General features: G+C 62.7%; 19 protein-coding genes. 12 read left to right on the forward strand and 7 right to left on the reverse strand.

Features of this window, described 5'->3' with window-relative positions; translation table 11 throughout:
- From BRX43_RS18115 to BRX43_RS18135, 5 genes are all read left to right on the forward strand, one after another.
- A partial coding sequence (locus BRX43_RS18115) for an integrase core domain-containing protein (protein WP_206433231.1) occupies nucleotides 1-173 on the forward strand: 173 nt, incomplete at its 5' end.
- Nucleotides 174-539: 366 nt separating this feature from the next.
- Nucleotides 540-968, forward strand: a complete 429-nt coding sequence (locus BRX43_RS18120; protein ID WP_125996488.1) for a hypothetical protein — start codon at nucleotides 540-542, stop codon at nucleotides 966-968.
- 84 nt (nucleotides 969-1,052) lie between these two features.
- Nucleotides 1,053-1,250, forward strand: coding sequence for a hypothetical protein (locus tag BRX43_RS18125; protein ID WP_125996489.1), 198 nt, complete (start codon nucleotides 1,053-1,055; stop codon nucleotides 1,248-1,250).
- A gap of 37 nt (nucleotides 1,251-1,287) precedes the next feature.
- Complete coding sequence (locus tag BRX43_RS18130) at nucleotides 1,288-1,725, forward strand: MucR family transcriptional regulator (RefSeq protein WP_125996490.1); 438 nt, start codon at nucleotides 1,288-1,290, stop codon at nucleotides 1,723-1,725.
- Between the two features lie 181 nt (nucleotides 1,726-1,906).
- On the forward strand, nucleotides 1,907-2,194 hold the full coding sequence (locus BRX43_RS18135; protein WP_125996491.1) for a hypothetical protein: 288 nt from the start codon (nucleotides 1,907-1,909) through the stop codon (nucleotides 2,192-2,194).
- 185 nt (nucleotides 2,195-2,379) lie between these two features.
- Here the strand turns inward: BRX43_RS18135 and BRX43_RS18140 are convergent, their stop codons facing one another.
- Nucleotides 2,380-3,087 carry a recombinase family protein gene (locus BRX43_RS18140; protein ID WP_164523669.1) on the reverse strand — a complete coding sequence of 236 codons (708 nt, stop codon included), beginning with the start codon at nucleotides 3,085-3,087 and terminating at the stop codon, nucleotides 2,380-2,382.
- 151 nt (nucleotides 3,088-3,238) lie between these two features.
- Nucleotides 3,239-4,318 (reverse strand): tyrosine-type recombinase/integrase, encoded by a 1,080-nt coding sequence (locus tag BRX43_RS18145; protein WP_125996492.1) that lies wholly within the window; start codon nucleotides 4,316-4,318, stop codon nucleotides 3,239-3,241.
- 391 nt (nucleotides 4,319-4,709) lie between these two features.
- On the opposite strand from BRX43_RS18145, the gene BRX43_RS18150 reads away from it, so the two are divergent.
- Together BRX43_RS18150 and BRX43_RS18155 are read left to right on the forward strand one after the other, a co-directional pair.
- On the forward strand, nucleotides 4,710-4,991 hold the full coding sequence (locus BRX43_RS18150) for a type II toxin-antitoxin system Phd/YefM family antitoxin (RefSeq protein WP_125996493.1): 282 nt from the start codon (nucleotides 4,710-4,712) through the stop codon (nucleotides 4,989-4,991).
- The gene (locus tag BRX43_RS18155) at nucleotides 4,900-5,385 is read left to right on the forward strand and encodes a hypothetical protein (protein ID WP_241215061.1); all 486 of its coding nucleotides are present in this window, start codon (nucleotides 4,900-4,902) and stop codon (nucleotides 5,383-5,385) included. The genes BRX43_RS18150 and BRX43_RS18155 overlap by 92 nt, the downstream gene beginning before the upstream one ends.
- Nucleotides 5,386-5,689: 304 nt before the next feature.
- Here BRX43_RS18155 and BRX43_RS18160 read toward each other — a convergent pair whose 3' ends face one another.
- The gene (locus BRX43_RS18160; RefSeq protein ID WP_125996494.1) at nucleotides 5,690-6,304 is read right to left on the reverse strand and encodes an NAD(P)H-dependent oxidoreductase; all 615 of its coding nucleotides are present in this window, start codon (nucleotides 6,302-6,304) and stop codon (nucleotides 5,690-5,692) included.
- Nucleotides 6,305-6,325: 21 nt separating this feature from the next.
- Entirely contained in the window at nucleotides 6,326-7,126 is an 801-nt protein-coding gene (locus BRX43_RS18165; protein ID WP_346962872.1) for a class III extradiol ring-cleavage dioxygenase, read from the reverse strand.
- Nucleotides 7,127-7,192: 66 nt separating this feature from the next.
- On the opposite strand from BRX43_RS18165, the gene BRX43_RS18170 reads away from it, so the two are divergent.
- The gene (locus BRX43_RS18170) at nucleotides 7,193-8,092 is read left to right on the forward strand and encodes a LysR family transcriptional regulator (protein ID WP_125996495.1); all 900 of its coding nucleotides are present in this window, start codon (nucleotides 7,193-7,195) and stop codon (nucleotides 8,090-8,092) included.
- Nucleotides 8,093-8,265: 173 nt separating this feature from the next.
- On the opposite strand, the gene BRX43_RS18175 is transcribed toward BRX43_RS18170, so the two are convergent.
- Together BRX43_RS18175 and BRX43_RS18180 are read right to left on the reverse strand one after the other, a co-directional pair.
- Nucleotides 8,266-8,718 carry a PaaI family thioesterase gene (locus BRX43_RS18175; RefSeq protein ID WP_241215062.1) on the reverse strand — a complete coding sequence of 151 codons (453 nt, stop codon included), beginning with the start codon at nucleotides 8,716-8,718 and terminating at the stop codon, nucleotides 8,266-8,268.
- Nucleotides 8,719-8,747: 29 nt separating this feature from the next.
- Nucleotides 8,748-10,238: a TolC family protein gene (locus BRX43_RS18180; RefSeq protein ID WP_346962873.1), complete on the reverse strand. Its 1,491-nt coding sequence runs from the start codon at nucleotides 10,236-10,238 to the stop codon at nucleotides 8,748-8,750.
- 44 nt (nucleotides 10,239-10,282) lie between these two features.
- Between BRX43_RS18180 and BRX43_RS18185 the strand changes: the two genes are divergently transcribed.
- The 3 genes from BRX43_RS18185 (at nucleotide 10,283) to BRX43_RS18195 (ending at nucleotide 15,206) form a co-directional block, all read left to right on the forward strand.
- Nucleotides 10,283-10,900, forward strand: a complete 618-nt coding sequence (locus BRX43_RS18185; protein WP_125996497.1) for a TetR/AcrR family transcriptional regulator — start codon at nucleotides 10,283-10,285, stop codon at nucleotides 10,898-10,900.
- Nucleotides 10,901-10,965: 65 nt separating this feature from the next.
- Nucleotides 10,966-12,063: an efflux RND transporter periplasmic adaptor subunit gene (locus BRX43_RS18190; protein WP_125996498.1), complete on the forward strand. Its 1,098-nt coding sequence runs from the start codon at nucleotides 10,966-10,968 to the stop codon at nucleotides 12,061-12,063.
- Nucleotides 12,060-15,206 carry an efflux RND transporter permease subunit gene (locus BRX43_RS18195; protein WP_125996499.1) on the forward strand — a complete coding sequence of 1,049 codons (3,147 nt, stop codon included), beginning with the start codon at nucleotides 12,060-12,062 and terminating at the stop codon, nucleotides 15,204-15,206. Before BRX43_RS18190 ends, BRX43_RS18195 begins: the two co-directional genes overlap by 4 nt.
- A gap of 121 nt (nucleotides 15,207-15,327) precedes the next feature.
- Here BRX43_RS18195 and BRX43_RS18200 read toward each other — a convergent pair whose 3' ends face one another.
- Nucleotides 15,328-16,851 carry an alkaline phosphatase D family protein gene (locus tag BRX43_RS18200; RefSeq protein ID WP_125996500.1) on the reverse strand — a complete coding sequence of 508 codons (1,524 nt, stop codon included), beginning with the start codon at nucleotides 16,849-16,851 and terminating at the stop codon, nucleotides 15,328-15,330.
- A 166-nt stretch (nucleotides 16,852-17,017) separates the two neighbouring features.
- Here BRX43_RS18200 and BRX43_RS18205 point away from each other — a divergent pair, with 166 nt between their 5' ends.
- Nucleotides 17,018-19,309: a TonB-dependent receptor gene (locus BRX43_RS18205; RefSeq protein ID WP_125996501.1), complete on the forward strand. Its 2,292-nt coding sequence runs from the start codon at nucleotides 17,018-17,020 to the stop codon at nucleotides 19,307-19,309.
- The last annotated feature ends 271 nt before the right edge of the window (nucleotides 19,310-19,580 follow it).

Here is a 19,580-nt window from a genome sequence, read left to right on the forward strand (position 1 = left end):
AAGCAAGGGTACTGATCGAGGCGTGGCGCCGTCACTACAACACCGTCCGGCCGCACAGCAGCCTGGGCTACCGGCCGCCCGCACCACAAGCGGCGACACCGCCATTGCCGGCCTCCGGTTCCGCTTCGCTCCACCTACGACCGGCAATGGCGGCGGAGACGACAATGCACTAACTAATAACCCGGACCACCCGATGGGGGCTGCTCACTTACGTCGGTTGGCGACACGTGCGCATTGCACGATCGCTGGAGGCTCTCAGACGTAACAACGCTTATATTTTTTGGGCTGATCCACAAGGGCCCCCGCAACGCCGATCGCAAACGGGCTGAACGAGACCGCTGATCCTCGAGGCCCAGATGCTTGGCACCGTAAAAGAGCTAAGATGAGGCAACCTCTGCTCACCCGACCCTGCACGGCGCCAAGAGGCTTAGCCACTTTCAGTGCGATCTTTCCCGCATAAGTCGAACGCCTTGTCGCACATCCGATTCAGCCTGACTCATCCGCCTTGCGACACATCTGTTAACCGGCATGATTCCGCCATGGATCACACCATCACCCATGCCTGCGGCCACCTGCAGATCCACCATGTGTTAGGCTTCACGCAGCAACAGTTGCGCAAGGTCGCTCGGCTGGAGAGTGCACCCTGCGATAGTTGTCGACGGGCAGCCAGACAGGCGAGCAGCACGGCTTGTGGCGCGGAACAGGCTGCAGCGCTTGCCCACCTGGCGCTGGCAAGCCTCAGTGGCAGTCCGCGTCAGGTCGCCTGGGCCGAGAGCATCCGGGCCACTCGCCTCACCAGTCTGCTTGCTGATCATGACAATGGCACCCCGGATGCCTGCCGTTCCTGCGCTGCCGTTGCTGAGGCCAAGTGGTGGATCGATCATCGGAACCTGCCGTCAGCCGACCTTGCCGCTTGCGCGATACGGTCCGCTACGATGGACACGAGAACGGTTGCTCCTGCTGCCTGAGGCACGGTCGACACTTCAATATATGCCGATATGGGCATTGGCACCCCCTGCCCTTGCCGCATGCCTCATGCTAGAGGCATCGTCATGCTGAAATCGAAAATGAAGCGGCTCGACCAGGCTCGTGACCAAGCAGCGGTGCGTCTTGCCGAGATTGAATCCTCGCTCCTGAGCCTGGGGGACGAGGATCTGCTTGATATTGCCGATATATTTCGCGACCAACCGGCGTCACCGATTGCTCAAATTGTCTTGGCGGAGATGACAAAGCGCAATATCAGCCTCTAGTGCGCGCTGTGCGGACGTGTCGACGTGAGTATGATGTATGACTGAGCAGACCAATATTGTTGAGCTGGCGACCGAGCTGACCATCGCCTGGCTGAGCAATCCCAGCACCCGCACCAGCTCCGAGGACGTGCCGGCCTTCCTGCAGTCGATGCACAATGCCCTGGCGAACCTCTCCTCGCCGGACGCCAGCACGCCGGAAGCGAGCAATGAGGACGTGATCCCCGCCGTCAGCGTCCGCAAGTCGCTGGCCTCGCGTGATCACATCATCTCGATGATCGACGGCAAGCCGTACAAGACGCTGCGCCGCCACATCGCAGCACAAGGTCTGACCCCGCAGGAGTACCGTGAGCGCTTCGGCCTCAAGGCCGACTACCCGATGGTCGCACCCGCCTATAGCGAGAGCCGTAGCGCCATGGCCAAGACGATCGGTCTCGGCCGCAAGCCCAAGGCGAAGGCAGGCGACGCGGCGGAGTGAATGAAGAAAGGGCGGGTCTACTCCACCCGCCCTTGTTCAAGGCGCGACAGCTACAAAGTACCACTCATGCATTAAGGCGTTTAATCCTTGTCTATCGACACCAGAGCGGGCGTCGCCATAAACCCGATTTTATAATTTGAGTGCGGCAGCGTGCAGCGACAGAACCTGCCCTTGAGTATCAATGACCCGACTATTCTGGACGCGTGAAAAAGACATCGAACTGGCCAGGCGCTACGTTGACGGCGACAGTGTCGACGACATCTGCAAAGCGTTTGGCGCCACGCACAGCATGGTCAAGGGGCGGCTCAATACGCTTGGCGTTCGCCGACGGGTCACCAAAAATGCTGCCGATCGGCACGGCAACGCCGCTTTGCTTCTTGGTCAGGCTCTGCGCACGGCAATGCCTACAAAAACGGACACCTTTGCAGAAGACCTGCTGAAGGCCCTCGATACCGTCAACAAGGTTTAGCGATCCCTTGCAGCCTCCATCGCCGACGTAGAGAGATGAGGCACTCTGAACATCCAGGGGAAGTCAGAGCGCCGAACCGGAGCGGCAAGCTGTTCGGTTCACAGCCTTTATAGGACAACGGCCGCTTCCCCTGTCGAACGGGCGCTATTTTCCATGCACCATGCCAGGTTTTTCAGGGCGCTGTCTCAGGATGGTACATCGGTCGCTACAGCTTCCGCCTGATCCGATGTTTCGTGGTCCGTCCGACCGACGAGCTTGGCGCGGTGCAGCGCCGTTACCCGTTTGACCTGAGCGATGCTGCATCCCGCCAAGTCAGCTGTCCTCGCGATGCTCATGCCGGCCTCACGCAGGCCGATGATACGGCGATGGTGCGCAAGGTCAGGCTTGCGACCGGTATAGCGCCCTGCCCGCTTGGCGATCTCGATCCCCTCACGCTGTCGCTCGCGGCGGGTTTCATAGTCGTCGCGTGCTGTCTGCAATGCGACGCGGAGCAGCATGTCCTGCACCGCTTCCAACACGATGCGCGCGACACCAGCGCTGTCCGCGACCAGATCCGACAGGTCGACGATCCCTGGCACCGCCAGGCGTGCGCCCTTCCCTCGGATCGTTGCCACCAGCAGTTCGGCCTCAGGTAGCGGCAAGCGGCTGATCCGGTCGATCTTCTCGGCGATGACGACCTCACCGGGTTGAAGGTCCTCCACCATGCGTAGCAGTTCGGGCCGGTCGGACCGTGCGCCCGACGCCTTCTCGCGGTACACGGCTGCTACATAGAAGCCCGCCGCCCGCGCCCCGGCTACGATCGACTCCTGCCGCGCAAGATCCTGCTCGTCGGTGCTGACCCGCAGGTACACCCGCGCTGCCCTTACCACATTGCTGTTTTGCTGGTTCGTCATCATGCCTCGGCTCAATCAGGTATACCCATTATAGCCGGCGAGCGCTTGATCGGCTTAAATGCCTACGTCGCCATCCATCGTAGCTTGGCCAATCATGGCGATCACATTTAGCCGGGCGGTCACCGTTGTTTGGCGCCTATATATATAATGCCTACAGGAACCCCTCACCGGCATGCTCGCGGAAGCGTTCATGGTCCCGCACGTATTCGGCAACCATGTCGATCGAAGCGTGACGGCTATGCTCGCGCATTTTGAACAGGTTGGCGTTCTGGCGACCAGCCTCGGTCAGGAACCCGGCGCGCAGCGAGTGGCCGGAGAACGATGCCGGGGGATAGCCCGCTGCATGCGCGGCGGCTTTTACGATCAGTGCCACGCCTTGCGCGCTCATCGCCTGTTCGGTCAGCCGCCCTTGGGGAGTAAGCTTGCGGAACACCGGCCCGTGCGCGATTCTCGCCTGATCAACCCAGGCGCGATAATGCCGGACGGGTTCGAGACGGCGACCATCGGGAATGGCGACGCTGTGGCCTCGGCCTTCCTGGTCGGTCTTCGATGTCGGCACCCGCACCAGTAATCCGCGCGCATCCTCCGACACGCGGGCCACGGTGATCGCAACGAGTTCAGAACGACGAAAAGCGCCGGCCATTCCGATCGCCAGCAGCGCACGGTCACGGTATGCGCGCAGATCGTCACCGGTGATCGTGCGCAACATGTCACGCAGCACGTCACCATCGGCAGGCCGCTTCCGCGCGGAGGGATCATCGCGCTTGTCACGCCGGATCGCCCGCATCGCCTTGTCAAGCCGGGCGGCGTCGGGTTGATGGGTTGGCGGATCGATTCCCGCCGCGCGGTGCGCGAACACGATCGCGGCAAGACGCCGGCTGATCGTCGAGCGCCCGAGCGGCTTTGCGACCGCTGCCCGCCCCCCGCGCGATGGCTGCGGCGTCTGGGGAACGAAGCCGCGTTCCGCAAGCAGCGTCAGGAACGCGGCGACGATCGCCGGCGTCGCTGGCAATGATCGATACCCACTCTCCTCACACCATGCACAGAATAGACGCCAATCGGATTGATAGGCACGCAGCGTCGCCGCAGCCGATGCTCGCGCCACATAATCGTCAACGCGGTCGCGATCATCCGGCGCGAGGTCCGGCAGGTACGCGGCGATCGTCCTGGTATGATCAGCGACAACGAGACCAAGTGCGCCGCCTGTACCCTTATCGTCGTCCTGTGACACGTAAGTTTATCCTATCACCAAGGCGATGATCATGACCCGTTCTGCCGCCGCTGACCGGTGACCCAACCCCCAATTTTGCGCCGTTAGCTATTTAGCAGGAATGACGGTTATCGCTAGAATGGTTTCCCGGACTCTCCACCTTTCTGACCTCATTCCGGTTCCTCTGCTTTTGCTAGTTTTTCGGGACTCACGGGTCTTGACCGTTACCCGGGTTTTCCCTATTTCATTGATATCGGCTTTAAGCCGGTGGTGCTTCCACTACGATCCGCGCGTGCAGGCTGAGCCGCAAGCGCGACCGAGCCCCCCGCGTACAGGCAGCCGCCTGCATGTGATCGAGATCCCGCTGCGCAGGTAGCAGCCTGCAACGCATCCACCACAGGAACACCCGCTCATGGCGACGAGCATGGAAATCGTACCTTCAGGCGAATTGCAAAAGCAGTTCGGCCGATACTCCGACGAGGCAATGATCCGCCCGGTCGGCGTTAGTCGGAACGGCCGCGTGCGCTTCGTCATGGTCCCCGTCGATGAATACGAACGCCTGCGCCGTCGTGAGCGCGTTGCAGGTCGCGTGGAGGATCTTGATGACGAAACCCTCGAAGCCATCCGCGACGTCGAACCCGGCCGCGGCGCCCAAGACGCCGAAAAAAGGCTCAACGCTGCCGCAACCGGGTGAAGTCCTGAACTACAGCTACTTGTGGGAATACGAGTACGTTAAAGGTCGCGATGAAGGTATAAAGGACCGGCCTGTCGCCGTCGTGCTGGTGACCCGACCGAAGGATGGGATTGATCAGGTTCACGTCGTGCCGCTGACCACCAAGGCTCCTACTCGCGATCAGTTGGCGATCGAAGTGCCGGCCGCCGTTCGGCGTGATCTCGGCCTGTCAGGCGATCGGTCGTGGATCATCATCACTGAGTGGAACCGGTTTGCCTGGCCCGGCTATGACATCCGACCGATCCCGGGACGCGAGCCCGCTGTCAGTTATGGCTACCTACCGGCGAGCTTCTTTCGGCGGGTTCGTGATGCGATCGTGGCTGCTGGCATCGGCCGTCCAGTGGATCGCGACTGACGCAACTGCCAATCACCGAAATTAGACGTCCATCGGCCTTGCAATTCGTGCTTTCGACGACACTGGGTTTGATAGCTAAGGACATCCAATCGACCCGGTTCCGGTCGTTAAGCATCGCCCGAGCAGCTCCCAATAGCAGCCATCCGTTCATCTTTGCGTCGCCGCCTATGCAACCTACCAAGGCGGCTGGCCGACTGCAGATCTTCTAAAGTGACGTTTCGCGGCGATACCCGATGGCCGTTGGAGCGTGACAGGCAGCCGCCACGTCGTCCGAGGTTTCAAAGGCTCAGGCCCGGGCGTGTCGTCACTCGGCTTCCGCTTTGATCTCTTCGTCGAACCTGTCGAGGAACGCATCGCGACTGATCTCGCCCATGTCGACCGACTTGGCATTGCCGGCTGCGATGACGGTCACGTCCGTGATGCCGATCACCTTGAGGATCAGGCGCAGATACTGGGTCGCGATGTCGCGGTCGCGGATCGGCGAGCCCTCGGTGTAGACGCCGCCCGAGGCCATCAGCACCGTCGCCTTCTTGCCCTGAACGAGGCCGCTGCCGTCGAAGCCGAGCGTCTGCCCCTTGCGCACGATGCTGTCGATCCAGGCCTTAAGCGCGGCGGGCACGTTGTAGTTGTAGACCGGCGTCGCGATCACGAGGTGGTCGCAGGCGAGCAGTTCGGCGACTAGTTCATCCGACAGGCGCAGTTCCGCCTTCATCTCGGGCGAGTGCTGCTCAGGCGGGGTGAAATACGCCTGCAGCCACGGCGCGCCGATGAACTGGAGGTCCGTCTCCATCAGGTCGCGATCGACGATCTCGCCGTCCGGATGCGCCGCCCGCCATTCGGCAACGAAGCGGCGGGTGAGACCGCGCGAGATGGAATGGTCGCCGCGCGGGCTGGTTTCGACGACGAGTAGCTTGGTCATGCGTTTTACTCCTACAAACAGTTAGCCGAAGCGGAAGCCCGAGATCGGCTTGCCGAGTGCGTGGCCGTGGAAGTCGACGGCACCCGGCTCACCAGAGGCGGCGCCGGCTGCGATCATCAGCGGCAGAAGATGGTCCTCGTGCGGCTGCGCATCGCGCGCGCCCGGAGCTTGATCCCAGTGGATCAGGGCGCCGTCACGAGTGTTCCCGTCGATCATAGTCACCCTAAGCCAGGCGTCGAAGGCCTCCGCCTCGGGATCGACCGCGTCGCCGCTGAAGAAGCCGCGCATGTTATGATAGCTTTGGCCGCTGCCGATGATCAGCACGCCCTCGGCGCGTAGCGGTTTCAGCGCCTGCCCGACCGCGAGATGGGCCGCGGGGTCGAGGCCGCGCTGCAGCGAAAGCTGAACGACCGGTACGTCTGCGGCCGGCAGCATGACCTTAAGCGGCACGAACACGCCGTGATCCCAACCCCGCGACGGCTCGCTGCCGCTGGCGATACCCGCTGTCGAGAGCAGATCGTTGACGCGGGCCGCGACCTCGGGCGCACCAGGCGCCGGGAAGGTAAGCTGGTAGGTGTGCTCCGGAAAGCCGCCGTAATCAAAAAGCAGTGGGGGGCGCGCGCCCGCATTGACTGTCGGTTCGCGCTCTTCCCAATGGCCAGAGACGATCAGGATGGCGCTCGGCTGCTCGTCCAGCCTCGCCATGAAGGCGCGGAGATGGTCTTCCAGCTCGCGCCAGGTATTGCGCATCGGACCTGGCTCAAGGAAGAAGCAGGGACCGCCGCCGTGGTTGATGAAAAAGGTCGGTTGCATCACCGCCATATGGCTTCCGCCAATCCAGTCCGGGAGCTATGAAGTTGTGATGCTCTTCATCAGTCTGGCTTATGGATGATCGGTAGCCTCACGCTCGATCAGCTTCGCGTTCTGGTGACGATCACAGAGACTGGAAGCTTCTCCGCCGCAGGACGCCGGCTCGGTCGCGCGCAGTCGGCGATCAGCCAAACGATTGCGACATTGGAGAATGTGCAGGGAATTGCGCTGTTCGACCGGTCGGCTTTCCGGCCGGTGCTGACCGAGGCGGGACGGGTCCTCGTCGCTCAGGCACGCTCGGTGCTCATCGGCGCTGCCCGGTTCGAAGCAATGGCGGCCGCGACGCGCGACGGCATCGAGCCCGAGCTGGCGATCGCGATCGATCCGCTGGTTCCGACCGAAGCCTTCATCGACAGTTTGCATGCACTACGTGCCGAGTATCCTTGCCTGTCCGTCAGCTTCTCAACCGAGGGGCTGGGCGGTGCCGAGCGGCGACTTCGGCGCGGCGACGCGGCGCTGGCGCTGTGTATCCTGCTGCCGAGCGTGCCCGAGGACGTCATCGCCCTGCCTCTGCTCGGCATCGATCTCGTACCGGTGGTATCCGCTGATCATCCGCTCGCGCAGCTCGGCCGAGCGGCGACCCCCGCGGACCTAGCCAACCATGTCCAGCTCTTGCTGTCCGACCCCTCGACGCCGGATGGGCCGAGCTACGGCGTAATCGGCTCGCGGTCCTGGCGCTTCGTCGACCTCGGCCGCCGCCTCGACTTCCTGCTGGCGGGCATGGGATGGTGCCGCATGCCAGCAGGCATGGTCGCGCCGCACTTGGCCGCAGGCAGGCTCGTGCCGCTTGTCATTGAGGACGACCCCGCCGGAGCTAACGGAACGCTAACAATCTATGCGGCGCACCTGCGCGACCAGCCGCTTGGCCGTGCAGGTTCTTGGCTGCTTGCCAACCTGCAGAGCCAATTCGCTCCTTGAACAACTTCAACTACGACGCAGACGAGACCCAGTTGCGGTCATTCGGCGCAGCATTGATGCTTCCCAACGTCTGCCGCCTAATCGGATGACCAAACGTCTGACAGTGGGGGGGGGGGACCGGCCGTCCGCTTTCAAGAAGTCGGCCTGCGATAGCGGAAAGTGCACCAGGTGCTTCAACGAGTCCGTTGCTCGAAGATCAGCAATGTGGACGTGGCAGTCGCGCACAATTTGCCCGCCGCATCGTAAAGTGTCGCTTCAGAAAAGGCTGCGCGACCACCGATGGAAATCAGACGGCCGACCGCTCGGATGGTACCGCTGCGGTCGGAAAGGGGCCGCAGGAACGACACCTTTAGTTCCAGCGTCGTATATGCCTGGCCCGGCTTTAGCGCGGTATGCACCGCGATACCGCAGGCACTGTCTAGTATGGAGGACGTATAACCGCCGTGAGTAAAGCCCATCGGGTTGTAGGATGAGCCATCGGGCGTCGCCTCGAAGACGGCGTGCCCACGGTCAGCCTCGATCAGCGACATACCGAGCTTCACACCGAAAGGTGGCTGTCGCCCGGATGCCAGCAAAGCGCGCACTTGATCCAGGCCAGAAAGTGAATCCTCTTTCGTTTCGGACACGTCTCGTCCCTCCAGATAATGGTTTGATATCAGCGGCTGGCGAGTTGCGGCGGGCTCCAGCCGCCACCCAGCGCACGAAATGACGCGACCGCACCGCGACTGGCCGCAGCACGGGTCAGAATGGCGCTGTCGCGCGTCTCCAACAGTCGTCGGTCGGCATCGAGCACTTCGATCAGGCTGACGACGCCGCCTTTGTAAGCGCGATCGGACGTGTCACGGGCCCGAGTCAGCGCGACCTCGCCGCTTGAGAGCGTTGCCGCGCGAGCTTCCTGTTGCACCAGGGTGGAGAAGGCGTTCTCGACATCCTCCGATGCCCTGAGAACGGTCAGGCGATACGCAGCGAGTGCTTCGGCGTTGCGGCCACGTGCCGCCTTGATCTCGGCATCGACGCGGCCGAAATCGAATAAGCGCCAGCGCAGACCGAGCAGGCCGCTGGCCTGCGTCGCATCACGGGAAAACACGCCTCCGATCGCCGTGGTGGCGGTGCCCAGCAGGCCGCTGAGACTGAACTTGGGGTAATATTCCGAGATGGCGACACCGATGCGTGCGCTGCTGGCTGCGAGCGTCCGCTCGGCCGCAATGATATCGGGCCGACGACGCAGCAGCGCTGCCGGCCCGCCCGCCGTCGATATCCCGGGAGGGGCAGGTATCGGGGCAGGAACGGAGAATTCGGTTCGACTGGTGCCGGGTTGCGCGCCGACGAGAACGTCGATGGCGTTCATCGCCATGTCGAGGTCGTTCTGAAGCGCAGGCACGGACGCCTTGACCTGTGCCGCCGCACCTTCGGCCTGCCGCAGCTGCAGTTCCGCCGCGATGCCCTTGCGATATTGGAGATCAATCAGATCGACAAGGCGTTGCTGCGTCTGTGCCTGTTCCTTCGCAACGGCGAGGCGTGCCTGGAGCGACCGGATCAGGATGTAGGTGTCGGCGGTCTGGGCGGCGACGGACAGGCGGGCCGCGACGGCGCTTGCCGCCGACGCCTCCCAATCGGCGCGTGCGGCATCGCGCGCCGCATCGCGACCGCCAAACAGGTCGAGCTCCCAACTGGCGTTCAGATCGAGTTGATAGATTTCCGTCGACCGATCGAAACCCGGGAATGCGTTCGCGATCCGGCCCACTGGTGTCTCGAGGGATTGGTAGTTCCCGCCTACCTGCCCCGACACCGTCGCCGACGGCAGCAGCGCGGCGTTGGCGTTCTTCAGGGCCGCGCGTGCCTGCAACACCCGTGCGCGTGCTTGCTGTAAATCGAGGTTCTGCGCCAGCGCGCGGTCGACGAAGCTCACCAGCAAGGGGTCGTTGAACGACCGCCACCAGTTGGCCATGTCGACCGTATCGCCAGCTGTGTAGCGCGCGTCTACGGCCTGAGCGCCGATGAAGGCTCGTGGGGCTGTGGATATCGGCGCGACATAACGCGGACCCGTCGCGCAACCGCTCGACAGAGCGGTCAAAGTCACTGCAAAGGCCGATGATCGAGCAAAGCGCATATTTCGTGTACCCTCGTTTATGACTGATGTACACATTGGTCATAGGTTGTCAATTAGTGCGTATCGGCTATGTTGGTTGGATGACCGATCTATCTATCCCCGAGGGCAATGCGCGCGGGCCCGCCGAGCACAGCGTGCGCGACCAGATCATCGAAGCCGCTAATGACTGCTTTGCCCGTTACGGATTCCAGAAGACGACCGTCTCTGACCTGGCCAAGGCGATCGGTTTCTCGAAGGCGTATATATACCGGTTTTTCGAGTCGAAGCAGGCGATTGGCGAGGCTATTTGCAGATCTCGCCTCGACATCATCGTGGTGCGCGCTCACGCCGCTATGGAAGGCAGCACCAGTGCGAATGATCGGTTCAGACGCATGTTCAAAGCCATTACGGCATCCAGCGTAGAATTGTTCTTCGACGATCGCAAAATCTACGAGGTTGCCGCGCTTGCTGCCTCAGAAAATTGGGAAACGGCAAAAGTCTATACCGCAACGCTGCTGTCGATGATCGAAGATGTCGTTAAGGAAGGGAGGGAGACAGGCGAATTCGAGCGAAAGACGCCCTTGGACGAGACGTGCCGCGCCATCTCCTATGCCATGATGCCGTTTACAAATCCGCTGCACCTGGAGCGTAACCTCGCACTGATCCCCGACGGTCAGAACGAGGTGACAAGCCTGATCCTACGCAGCTTAGCCCCTTAGATCGACTAATGACTGGTTGACACATTGGTTACTTGAGTACATGCCGTGTCTTCGCCAACGAAGGAATGCGCGTGTCGACTCGTCCATCAGGTCTTGCTCTGGCTGGCCTCACGCTTCTGTCTGTCGCCGTTTCCGGCTGCGGTAAGAAAGAAGAGGATCCCCGTACCCAGCCACCCTTGGTGCGGGTTTCGACCCCCGCACTGGCAAGCAGCGCGACACGCGAGTTCACCGGGATCGTTGCTGCCCGTGTGCAGAGCGACCTTGGTTTTCGTGTCGGCGGCAAGGTCATCCAGCGCCTGGTCAATGCCGGCGAGACGGTGCGGCGCGGCCAGCCCGTCATGCGGATCGATAGTGCCGATCTCGCATTGGCAACGCGCGCTGCGGTCGGGACCGTTGATGCGGCCCGTGCGCGCGCAATTCAGGCCGTGGCGGACGAACGGCGATATCGTGACCTGGTCAGCGCGGGCGCGGTATCGGCATCGGCCTATGACCAGGCACGGGCCGCGGCCGATAGTGCGCGCGCGCAGCTTGCGTCTGCGCAGGCGCAGGCCGGTGTGGCACGGAACGAAGCCAATTACACCGTACTCCTTGCCGACGCCGATGGCACGGTCGTCGAGACTTTGGCCGAACCCGGTCAGGTCGTAGCGGCCGGTCAGATCGTCGTGCGGATCGCGCGTTCGGGGCCCCGCGAGGCTATGGTGCAATTGCCCGAGACGTTGCGCCCGACGATCGGTTCGGTGGCCAGGGCGCGCATCTTCGATGGCGCGACCGGCACCGCGACCTTGCGTCAGCTCTCGGATTCCGCAGACCCGGCATCGCGTACGTTCGAGGCCCGCTACGTGCTGGGGGAGCAGGCCGCGCGTGCGCCGCTAGGCTCAACCGTAACCATCGCCATCGAGTCCGCCGACCGGTCGGCCAGCACGGAGGTCCCACTCGGCGCACTGCGGGATCTTGGACGTGGTCCCGGGGTCTGGGTGATCCGCGACGCGAAGCAACCGACTCTCGCTTGGCAGGCGGTTCGGGTCGCAGCTGTCGGGGACGAAACCGCGACCATCGTCGGCGGGCTGAAGCCCGGGCAGCGCTTCGTCGCGATGGGTGCGCATATGCTTCATCAGGGACAGGCCGTCCGGATCGCGGCGCCGGCACCGGGAGCCACACGATGAGCGACCGCAACAATGACAAGGGACATGGTGGTTCGGATGCCGAGCCCGGCCGTTTCAACTTGTCGGCGCTGGCCGTCCGCGAGCGTTCGGTCACGCTGTTCTTCCTGATCGCCATCATTCTCGTCGGGGTCTTCGCGTTCCTGAAGCTCGGCCGCGCCGAGGATCCGAGCTTCACGATTAAGGTGGCGACCATTGTCACTGCCTGGCCGGGCGCCACCGCCGAGGAGATGCAGGATCAGGTCGCAGAGCCGCTGGAAAAGCGGATGCAGGAGCTGCGTTGGTACGACCGCAGTGAAACCTTCACTCGACCCGGCCTCGCCTTCACCACGCTGACGCTCAAGGACACGACTCCTCCGAAGGAGGTCGAGGGCGAGTTCTATCAGATTCGCAAGAAGATGATGGACGAGGCCCCGTCCCTGCCGCGCGGCGTCGTCGGGCCGTTCGTCAACGACGAATATTCCGACGTGACCTTCGCGCTCTATGCGCTGAAGGCGAAGGGCGAACCGCAGCGGTTGCTGGTGCGCGAGGCCGAACAGCTCCGCCAGCGCCTGCTCCACGTGCCGGGCGTCAACAAGATCAATATCGTCGGCGAACGTCCCGAGCGGATCTATGTCGAGTTCGCACAGGAGCGCCTCTCCACCCTGGGCGTCGCTCCGCGGGCGATCTTTGATGCCCTAAACAAACAGAACCTGATCACGCCTGCCGGCTCGATCGAGACCAAGGGTCAGCAAGTCGCGATCCGTCTCGATGGAGCGTTTGACGATCTGGAAAAGGTGCGCGACGTGCCGATCGTCGCTGGCGACAAGACCTTCCGCCTGTCCGAGATCGCCAAGGTGGAGCGGGGCTATGAGGATCCGGCCAGCTTCATCGTCCGCAACCAGGGCGAACCGGCGCTGATGCTCGGTGTCGTGATGCGGGAGGGCTGGAACGGCCTCGACCTCGGCAAGGCACTGAAGACGGAGGTCGAAGCGATCGGGTCCGAACTACCCACCGGCATGACGCTGACCCGGGTGACCGACCAGTCGGTCAACATCAGTGAATCCGTCTATCAGTTCATGCATACCTTCATGGAAGCGCTCATCATCGTTATGGTGGTGTCGCTCATCAGCCTGGGCTGGCGGGTCGGCATCGTCGTCGCGGCGGCCGTGCCGCTGACGCTGGCCGTGGTGCTGGTCGTCATGTGGGCGACCGGACGCGCGCTCGACCGCATCACGCTTGGCGCGCTGATCCTCGCCCTCGGCCTGCTCGTCGACGACGCGATCATCGCGATTGAGATGATGGTCGTGAAGATGGAGGAGGGATACGACCGTATCCGCGCTTCCGCCTATGCGTGGAGCCACACCGCCGCGCCGATGCTCGCCGGTACGCTGGTGACCGTCATCGGCCTCATGCCCGTCGGCTTCGCGCAGTCGACCGCGGGCGAATATGCCGGCAACATCTTCTGGGTCGTCGGCTTTGCGCTGATCGCCTCCTGGTTCGTCGCGGTGATCTTCACGCCGTACATGGGCGTGAAGCTGTTGCCGGATATCAAGCCGGTCGAGGGCGGGCACGCCGCCATCTACCAGACGCCGCGCTATCAGAAGGTTCGCGGCTTCATCGCCTGGGCGGTTCGGCGCAAGGTCGTGGTAACCCTCACGGTACTTGGCCTGTTCCTGGTCTCCGGCGCGGGCATGGCGCTGGTCAAGAAGCAGTTCTTCCCCGCGTCCGATCGCCCCGAGGTGCTGGTCGAGGTGCAGATGCCCAAGGGCACTGCCATCGCCCAAACTGGTGGAGCTGCGAAGCAGGTCGAAACCTGGCTGCGCAAGCAACCCGAGGCGACGATCGTATCGACCTATATCGGTCAGGGTGCGCCGCGCTTCTTCCTGTCGCTGTCGCCCGAACTGCCCGATCCCTCGTTCGCCAAGATCATCGTGCTGACTCCTGACCAGGAAGCTCGCGAGGCGCTTTCGCTCCGTATTCGCCAGGCCGCCAGCAACGGCCTCGCCCCAACCGCACGGGTCCGCGTGACCAAACTGACTTTCGGCCCCTATTCGCCGTTTCCGGTCGCCTTCCGCGTCAGCGGACCCGACCTTGCGAAGGTGCGCGAGATCGCCGCCAGGGCGCAGGCGATCATGCAGGCCGATCCGTCGATGCGCACGGTCAACGCCGACTGGGGCGACCGTGCCCCCGCCCTGCACTTCGTGCTCGATCAGGATCGTCTCAGGGCGCTCGGCCTGACCTCAAGCGACGTCGCGGAGCAACTCCAGTTCCTGCTGACCGGCACCACCGTGAGCCAGGTGCGCGAGGACATCCGCACCGTCGACGTGGTCGCACGCTCGGCGGGCAGGGACCGGCTCGATCCTGCGCGGATCGGCGACTACACGCTAACCGGCGCCCAGGGACAGCGCGTCCCCGTCAGCCAGCTCGGCAAGCTCGAGGTGCGGATGGAAGACCCGATCCTCCTGCGCCGCGACCGCCTGCCGACGATCACGGTGCGCGGCGACATCGCCGATGGCCTCCAGCCGCCCGACGTCTCGACCGCGATGCTGGAAAAGTTGCAGCCGCTCACCAAGCAGCTGCCCAGCGGCTACAGGATCGACATGGCCGGCTCGATCGAGGAGGCAGGCAAGGCGAACGAGGCGCTGGTGCCAATCTTCCCGATCATGATCGTGTTGATGATGGTCGTCATCATCCTTCAGGTCCGTAGCCTGTCGGCGATGGCGATCGTGCTGCTGACCGCGCCGCTGGGGCTAGTCGGCGTGGTGCCGACCCTGCTGCTCAGCGGACAGCCCTTCGGTTTTAACGCCATTCTGGGTCTGATTGCGCTGGCCGGCATCCTGATGCGCAACACGTTAATCCTGATCGGCCAGATCCGCGACCACGAACGCGACGGCATGAGCCCCTACGATGCCGTGGTGGAGGCGACCGTGCAGCGTTCACGCCCGGTCATCCTGACTGCGCTCGCCGCAGTGCTAGCGTTCGTGCCGCTCATCAGCTCGGTATTCTGGGGATCAATGGCGGTGACGCTGATCGGTGGCACCCTGGGCGGCACGATCCTGACGCTGCTGTTCTTGCCCGCGCTTTATGCCCTGTGGTTTAGGATCAAGGCACCGACTGGAAACGAGCGTCGCGAGAACCCTACTCCCGCCAATGCGAATGCGTAAGGAACGGCCATCGCTCAGAAGGAGGACATCCGCGATAGCTGCACCAGTGAGTTTGACCCAGTTGCGGACGTTACACAGCCTGAGCCACGCTCCTAACATCGGACGTTTGTTCATCAAGCCGCTATGCTGTTGACAATGTTTGCGAGCCAGCTGGCATGATGAGCGAGGCACCACTGCGAACGGCGCTATGTTGATCAAGGTTGTCGTTGATCATCCGAAAGTCGGCGTGGAGCAGATCGCGGTTGATGTCGATCCTCGTCCAGCCGGCATGACGCACGTCATGGAAGCGCACGTGAGGATTGTTGCGGTTGACGTCGCCGAAACGCCCGGCTGGCGGAGGGGCCGCGCCGATGGCCGACGTCACGAGTTCGGCGCCGACTGCCTTACCATCAGCACTCCTGAGATCGTTGGCCCAAAAGGAATGGACGTCGCCGCTTAACACGACCGGGCTCGTCACGGCAGATTGCTGCAATTCCCTCACCACCCGGTCCCGATTGGCGGCATAGCCATCCCACTGATCGCTGAAGGTCGCCGTTCGTGAGCCATCCAGCCACAGCGGCGCAAAGAACACCTGCTGCCCAATCAGCGTCCACGGGCGGCGCTCGCTCGCGAGGCGATCCGACAGCCAGCGCTCCTGTGCGCTACCCATGATCGTGCGCCCGGGACTGGACGCTTCCGCGCATCCGTTGAGCCTGACGTTCCGTGCGAAGTTGGGCTCGGAACAGGGTGGCGTACTGCGATACTGCCGGGTGTCGAGGATCGAGAGTGATACCAGGTCGCCCCAATCGACTGACCGATATAAACGCGGTTCACGACGATTGCGCCACAGGCTGGGTCGGATGGGCATGTGCTCGAAATAGGCCTGATAGGCTGCCGTACGGCGTGGCGCGAACAATGCGGGTGGCAGCCCTTCGCGATTGGCGAGGCCCGCGTAATCGTTCAAAACCTCATGATCATCCCAGGTCATCACCCATGGACATGCCAGATGCGCCGCCTGAAGGTTGGGATCGGTCTTGTAGAGGGCATGCCGCTGTCTGTAGCCCGCCAGATCACGCGGTTCCGGCGTGCCGAAGCTGCGAACGTGGGGCAGATCGGGATAGCTCTGCTCGTAAATATAGTCGCCCAGCTGCAGGATCAGGTCCGGCTCGGCGGCGACGATGTCACGATAAGCGCTGAACCAAGCCTGCTCCCAATGCTGACAGGACGTCACTGCCAATCGCAGCCGGTCGGCCACCATCGGTAAGGTCGTCGCTCGGCCGACAGGGCTGGTCGCGCCTAGTGCATGGAAACGATACCAGTACGGTTTTCCTGCCGTTAGTCCTTCGACCTCGACATGCACTGCGTGAGCGCGCTCTGGAAATGCTCTTCCCCGCCCGCGATTGAGGATTGAGCGGAAATGCGGGTCAGTTGCTACCTCGTAACGGACGTCGATCGTTGCCGCTTGCAGCGGCTCGGCACTTGGCCCGACCAGCCGTGTCCACAGGACGAAGCCGTCTGTTGTCGGATCCCCGCTTGCCACGCCAAGTCCAAACGGATCCGTGTCGGCACGCGCATGTGCATCGAGCGCCACCGACGGCATGGCTGCCAATCCCGCCATGGCGGCAAGCAGCGCGCGGCGGTGCCACAGGTAATCGGGTGCCATCATGCGGGTCGCCCTAATCGTACACGGTGACGAAGCGGTGACAGGACTGCAGCCAGTCACGAAACCGTAGCGAAATCGCAACGGAAACGACCCAGGGCGTCGCTACGCGGCACGCAACGATCGTCGCACAAGCGACGGCTCTCCACGATTTCAAGACAGTGGGACTTCCATGATCCGCCAAACCATGCTGCTCGCCTCCGCGAGCGCGCTCTTCGCCATGTTCGGCATCGCGCATGCTCAAACCGCAGCGAACGATCAATCTGCGTCCGCTGACGCGCAGGATGCCGGTGTGGAGATCGTAGTCTACGGCAGCGGGAAGGTACGTCAGGAACAGACGGTCTCGCGCAAGGCGATCGAGATCCTGCCGCCGGGCAGTTCGCCGTTAAAGGCGGTCGCCCGCCTTCCGGGTGTAGCACTGCAGAGCTCCGACCCCTTCGGCTCCTACGAACTCGGCACCCGCCTGTCGGTGCGCGGGTTCAATCAGAGCCAGATGGGCTACACGCTGGACGGCGTACCCCTCGGCGACATGTTCTACAACAACCACAACGGCCTCCACATCAGCCGCGCGATTGCAGCGGAGAACATCGCGCGGGTCGACGTGTCGCAGGGCGCCGGGTCGCTGGGCATTGCCTCCACCAGCAATCTTGGCGGCAACCTGGAGTTCGTGTCCCGGGCTCCCCCGCAAGAGCTCGGCGGCGAGGTGGCGCTTACCTACGGCATGTACGACACCGTGCATCTGTACGGGCGGCTGGACAGCGGCGAACTATCAACCGGCACGCTGTTGTCGATCTCTGGGGTGATCCATGACGCCAGCAAGTGGAAGGGCTTCGGCGGCCAATCCGGCAATAAGGTCAATGGCAAGATCGTCCAGAAGATCGGTGACGCGACGCTGACGGGATGGTTGAACTACTCGCTTCACAAGGAGCGCAACTACGCCGACTTATCGCCAGCGACGCTGTCGCGCATCGGCTATGATCTCGACTTCCTGCGCCCGGACTATGCCACAGCGATCCTGCTGTCGCAGATCAGCGCCAACCAGACTGCTTCCGCAGCGCGGCGCCCCCTGCCCTTCCCCACAGCCGGCGTCGCCTTCCCAACGCCATACACCAACGTCAACGATACTTATTACGACAGCGGGGGCGTGCGGCGCGACTGGCTGGGAGCGGTGACGCTGGACGTGCCGCTTGCCGAATGGCTGGATGCAAGCGCCACCTATTACCACCATTGCGACAAGGGCAGCGGCGGCATCTACACGCCCGCCGTCTTCTCGCCTGATGGCTTCCCGCTGTCGGTGCGCACGACCGAATATGGCATCAAGCGGGACGGAGGCCTCGCTCGTGCGACGGCAAAGCTTGGAGGTCACACGATCCAGATCGGCTATTGGCACGAGGACAATCGAGCCAGCACTGACCGCAACTATTATGCCGCAAGCCTCACCAATCGACCAGACGTCACCGCATTCCTGACGAACCCGTTCCGCAGCGACTTCCTCACTGATCTGACCACTGTCACCAACCAGTATTTCGTCAGCGACACCTGGAAGATCCTCGACGCACTGACGATTGCCGGCGGCTTCAAGGGTGCACGCGTCTCAAACGGCATTACGACAACCTTCGGCACTCCATTCATCAATGGCAAGATCGCCGCCAAGGACTGGTTCCAGCCGCAGATCGGCGCGACCTACCGCATTGGCCAGCAAGAGCTATTTGCTAACTATGCCGAGAACATGCGCGCCTACATCAGCTCGTTCCGCGGCCCCTTCGGCACCACGCAGGTGGGATTTGAGGCAATCCGCAACACGCTGAAGCCCGAAACTTCGCGCACAGTGGAGGCCGGCTGGCGGTTCGATCTTGGCTCGGTGCGCGGCGTCGTTGCTGGCTATGATGTCAAGTTCAAGAATCGGCTACTGGCGGCGTTCAGCGGCGCCAACATTCTCGGCAACCCGAGCATTCTCCAGAACGTCGGCAGCGTCACCAGCCGTGGTGTGGAGGTCGCGGCGACATACCAGGTAGCCCGTCCGCTCGCACTGATTGCATCCTATTCGTACAATGACAGCACCTACGATGACGATACGGTCAATGGCGTCGCATTTGTGCGCACGAAAGGCGTGCGAACGGTCGATACCCCGGCCCATCTCGGCAAGGGCGAAATCAACTACGACGATGGCCAGTTCTTCGGCAATCTCGCGGGTGCCTATACGTCCCGTCGGAACGTCACCTATACCGGCGATGTAACGGTAAAGGGATACACACTGTTCGACGCTGCGATTGGCTATCGCTTCCCATTGGACAGCACGTTCGCTGGCGTTGAGATCCAGATCAACGCCGTGAATTTGACGGACGAAAAGTACATCGCTGCACTCGGCTCAGGACAGTTCTTCAACAACGCGAGCTCATTGAACAACACCCTCCAGGCGGGTTCGCCACGGCAGGTCTTTGGCACACTACGCCGCAGGTTCTAAGTGCAAGGCGTTGGGCGACGATGATCATCCGGTGAGCAGAGCCATCTTTTTCTGCTCACCGATATACGACCCAAAATCGGCCGCTCAGGTCCATTAAGTAGCTTCTCGGTATCGGACATACGTTCATAGCGGTTCGACGTGCCGGTTGTGTCGGCGAACCGGTTGTGTGGGCGTGCCCGCGACGGCACCGGCACGCCCAAGCACTCACATATCCGCTGCGGTTGGGCGTACGATCACCTCATTGATGTCGACACCATCGGGCTGCTCAATG

It is taken from the genome of Sphingomonas sp. S-NIH.Pt15_0812 (genome assembly GCF_003951315.1).
GTDB lineage: Bacteria > Pseudomonadota > Alphaproteobacteria > Sphingomonadales > Sphingomonadaceae > Sphingomonas.

Excerpts from the sequence above, each read along its gene's own strand:
- BRX43_RS18120 (WP_125996488.1), top strand. The coding sequence starts at position 540 with ATGGATCACACCATCACCCATGCCTGCGGCCACCTGCAGATCCACCAT.
- BRX43_RS18160 (WP_125996494.1), bottom strand. The coding sequence starts at position 6,304 with ATGACCAAGCTACTCGTCGTCGAAACCAGCCCGCGCGGCGACCATTCC.
- BRX43_RS18190 (WP_125996498.1), top strand. The coding sequence starts at position 10,966 with ATGCGCGTGTCGACTCGTCCATCAGGTCTTGCTCTGGCTGGCCTCACG.
- BRX43_RS18135 (WP_125996491.1), top strand. The coding sequence starts at position 1,907 with ATGACCCGACTATTCTGGACGCGTGAAAAAGACATCGAACTGGCCAGG.
- BRX43_RS18170 (WP_125996495.1), top strand. The coding sequence starts at position 7,193 with ATGATCGGTAGCCTCACGCTCGATCAGCTTCGCGTTCTGGTGACGATC.
- BRX43_RS18180 (WP_346962873.1), bottom strand. The coding sequence starts at position 10,238 with ATGTGTACATCAGTCATAAACGAGGGTACACGAAATATGCGCTTTGCT.
- BRX43_RS18205 (WP_125996501.1), top strand. The coding sequence starts at position 17,018 with ATGATCCGCCAAACCATGCTGCTCGCCTCCGCGAGCGCGCTCTTCGCC.
- BRX43_RS18150 (WP_125996493.1), top strand. The coding sequence starts at position 4,710 with ATGGCGACGAGCATGGAAATCGTACCTTCAGGCGAATTGCAAAAGCAG.
- BRX43_RS18200 (WP_125996500.1), bottom strand. The coding sequence starts at position 16,851 with ATGATGGCACCCGATTACCTGTGGCACCGCCGCGCGCTGCTTGCCGCC.
- BRX43_RS18125 (WP_125996489.1), top strand. The coding sequence starts at position 1,053 with ATGCTGAAATCGAAAATGAAGCGGCTCGACCAGGCTCGTGACCAAGCA.
- BRX43_RS18195 (WP_125996499.1), top strand. The coding sequence starts at position 12,060 with ATGAGCGACCGCAACAATGACAAGGGACATGGTGGTTCGGATGCCGAG.
- BRX43_RS18130 (WP_125996490.1), top strand. The coding sequence starts at position 1,288 with ATGACTGAGCAGACCAATATTGTTGAGCTGGCGACCGAGCTGACCATC.
- BRX43_RS18165 (WP_346962872.1), bottom strand. The coding sequence starts at position 7,126 with ATGGCGGTGATGCAACCGACCTTTTTCATCAACCACGGCGGCGGTCCC.
- BRX43_RS18185 (WP_125996497.1), top strand. The coding sequence starts at position 10,283 with ATGACCGATCTATCTATCCCCGAGGGCAATGCGCGCGGGCCCGCCGAG.
- BRX43_RS18140 (WP_164523669.1), bottom strand. The coding sequence starts at position 3,087 with ATGACGAACCAGCAAAACAGCAATGTGGTAAGGGCAGCGCGGGTGTAC.
- BRX43_RS18155 (WP_241215061.1), top strand. The coding sequence starts at position 4,900 with ATGACGAAACCCTCGAAGCCATCCGCGACGTCGAACCCGGCCGCGGCG.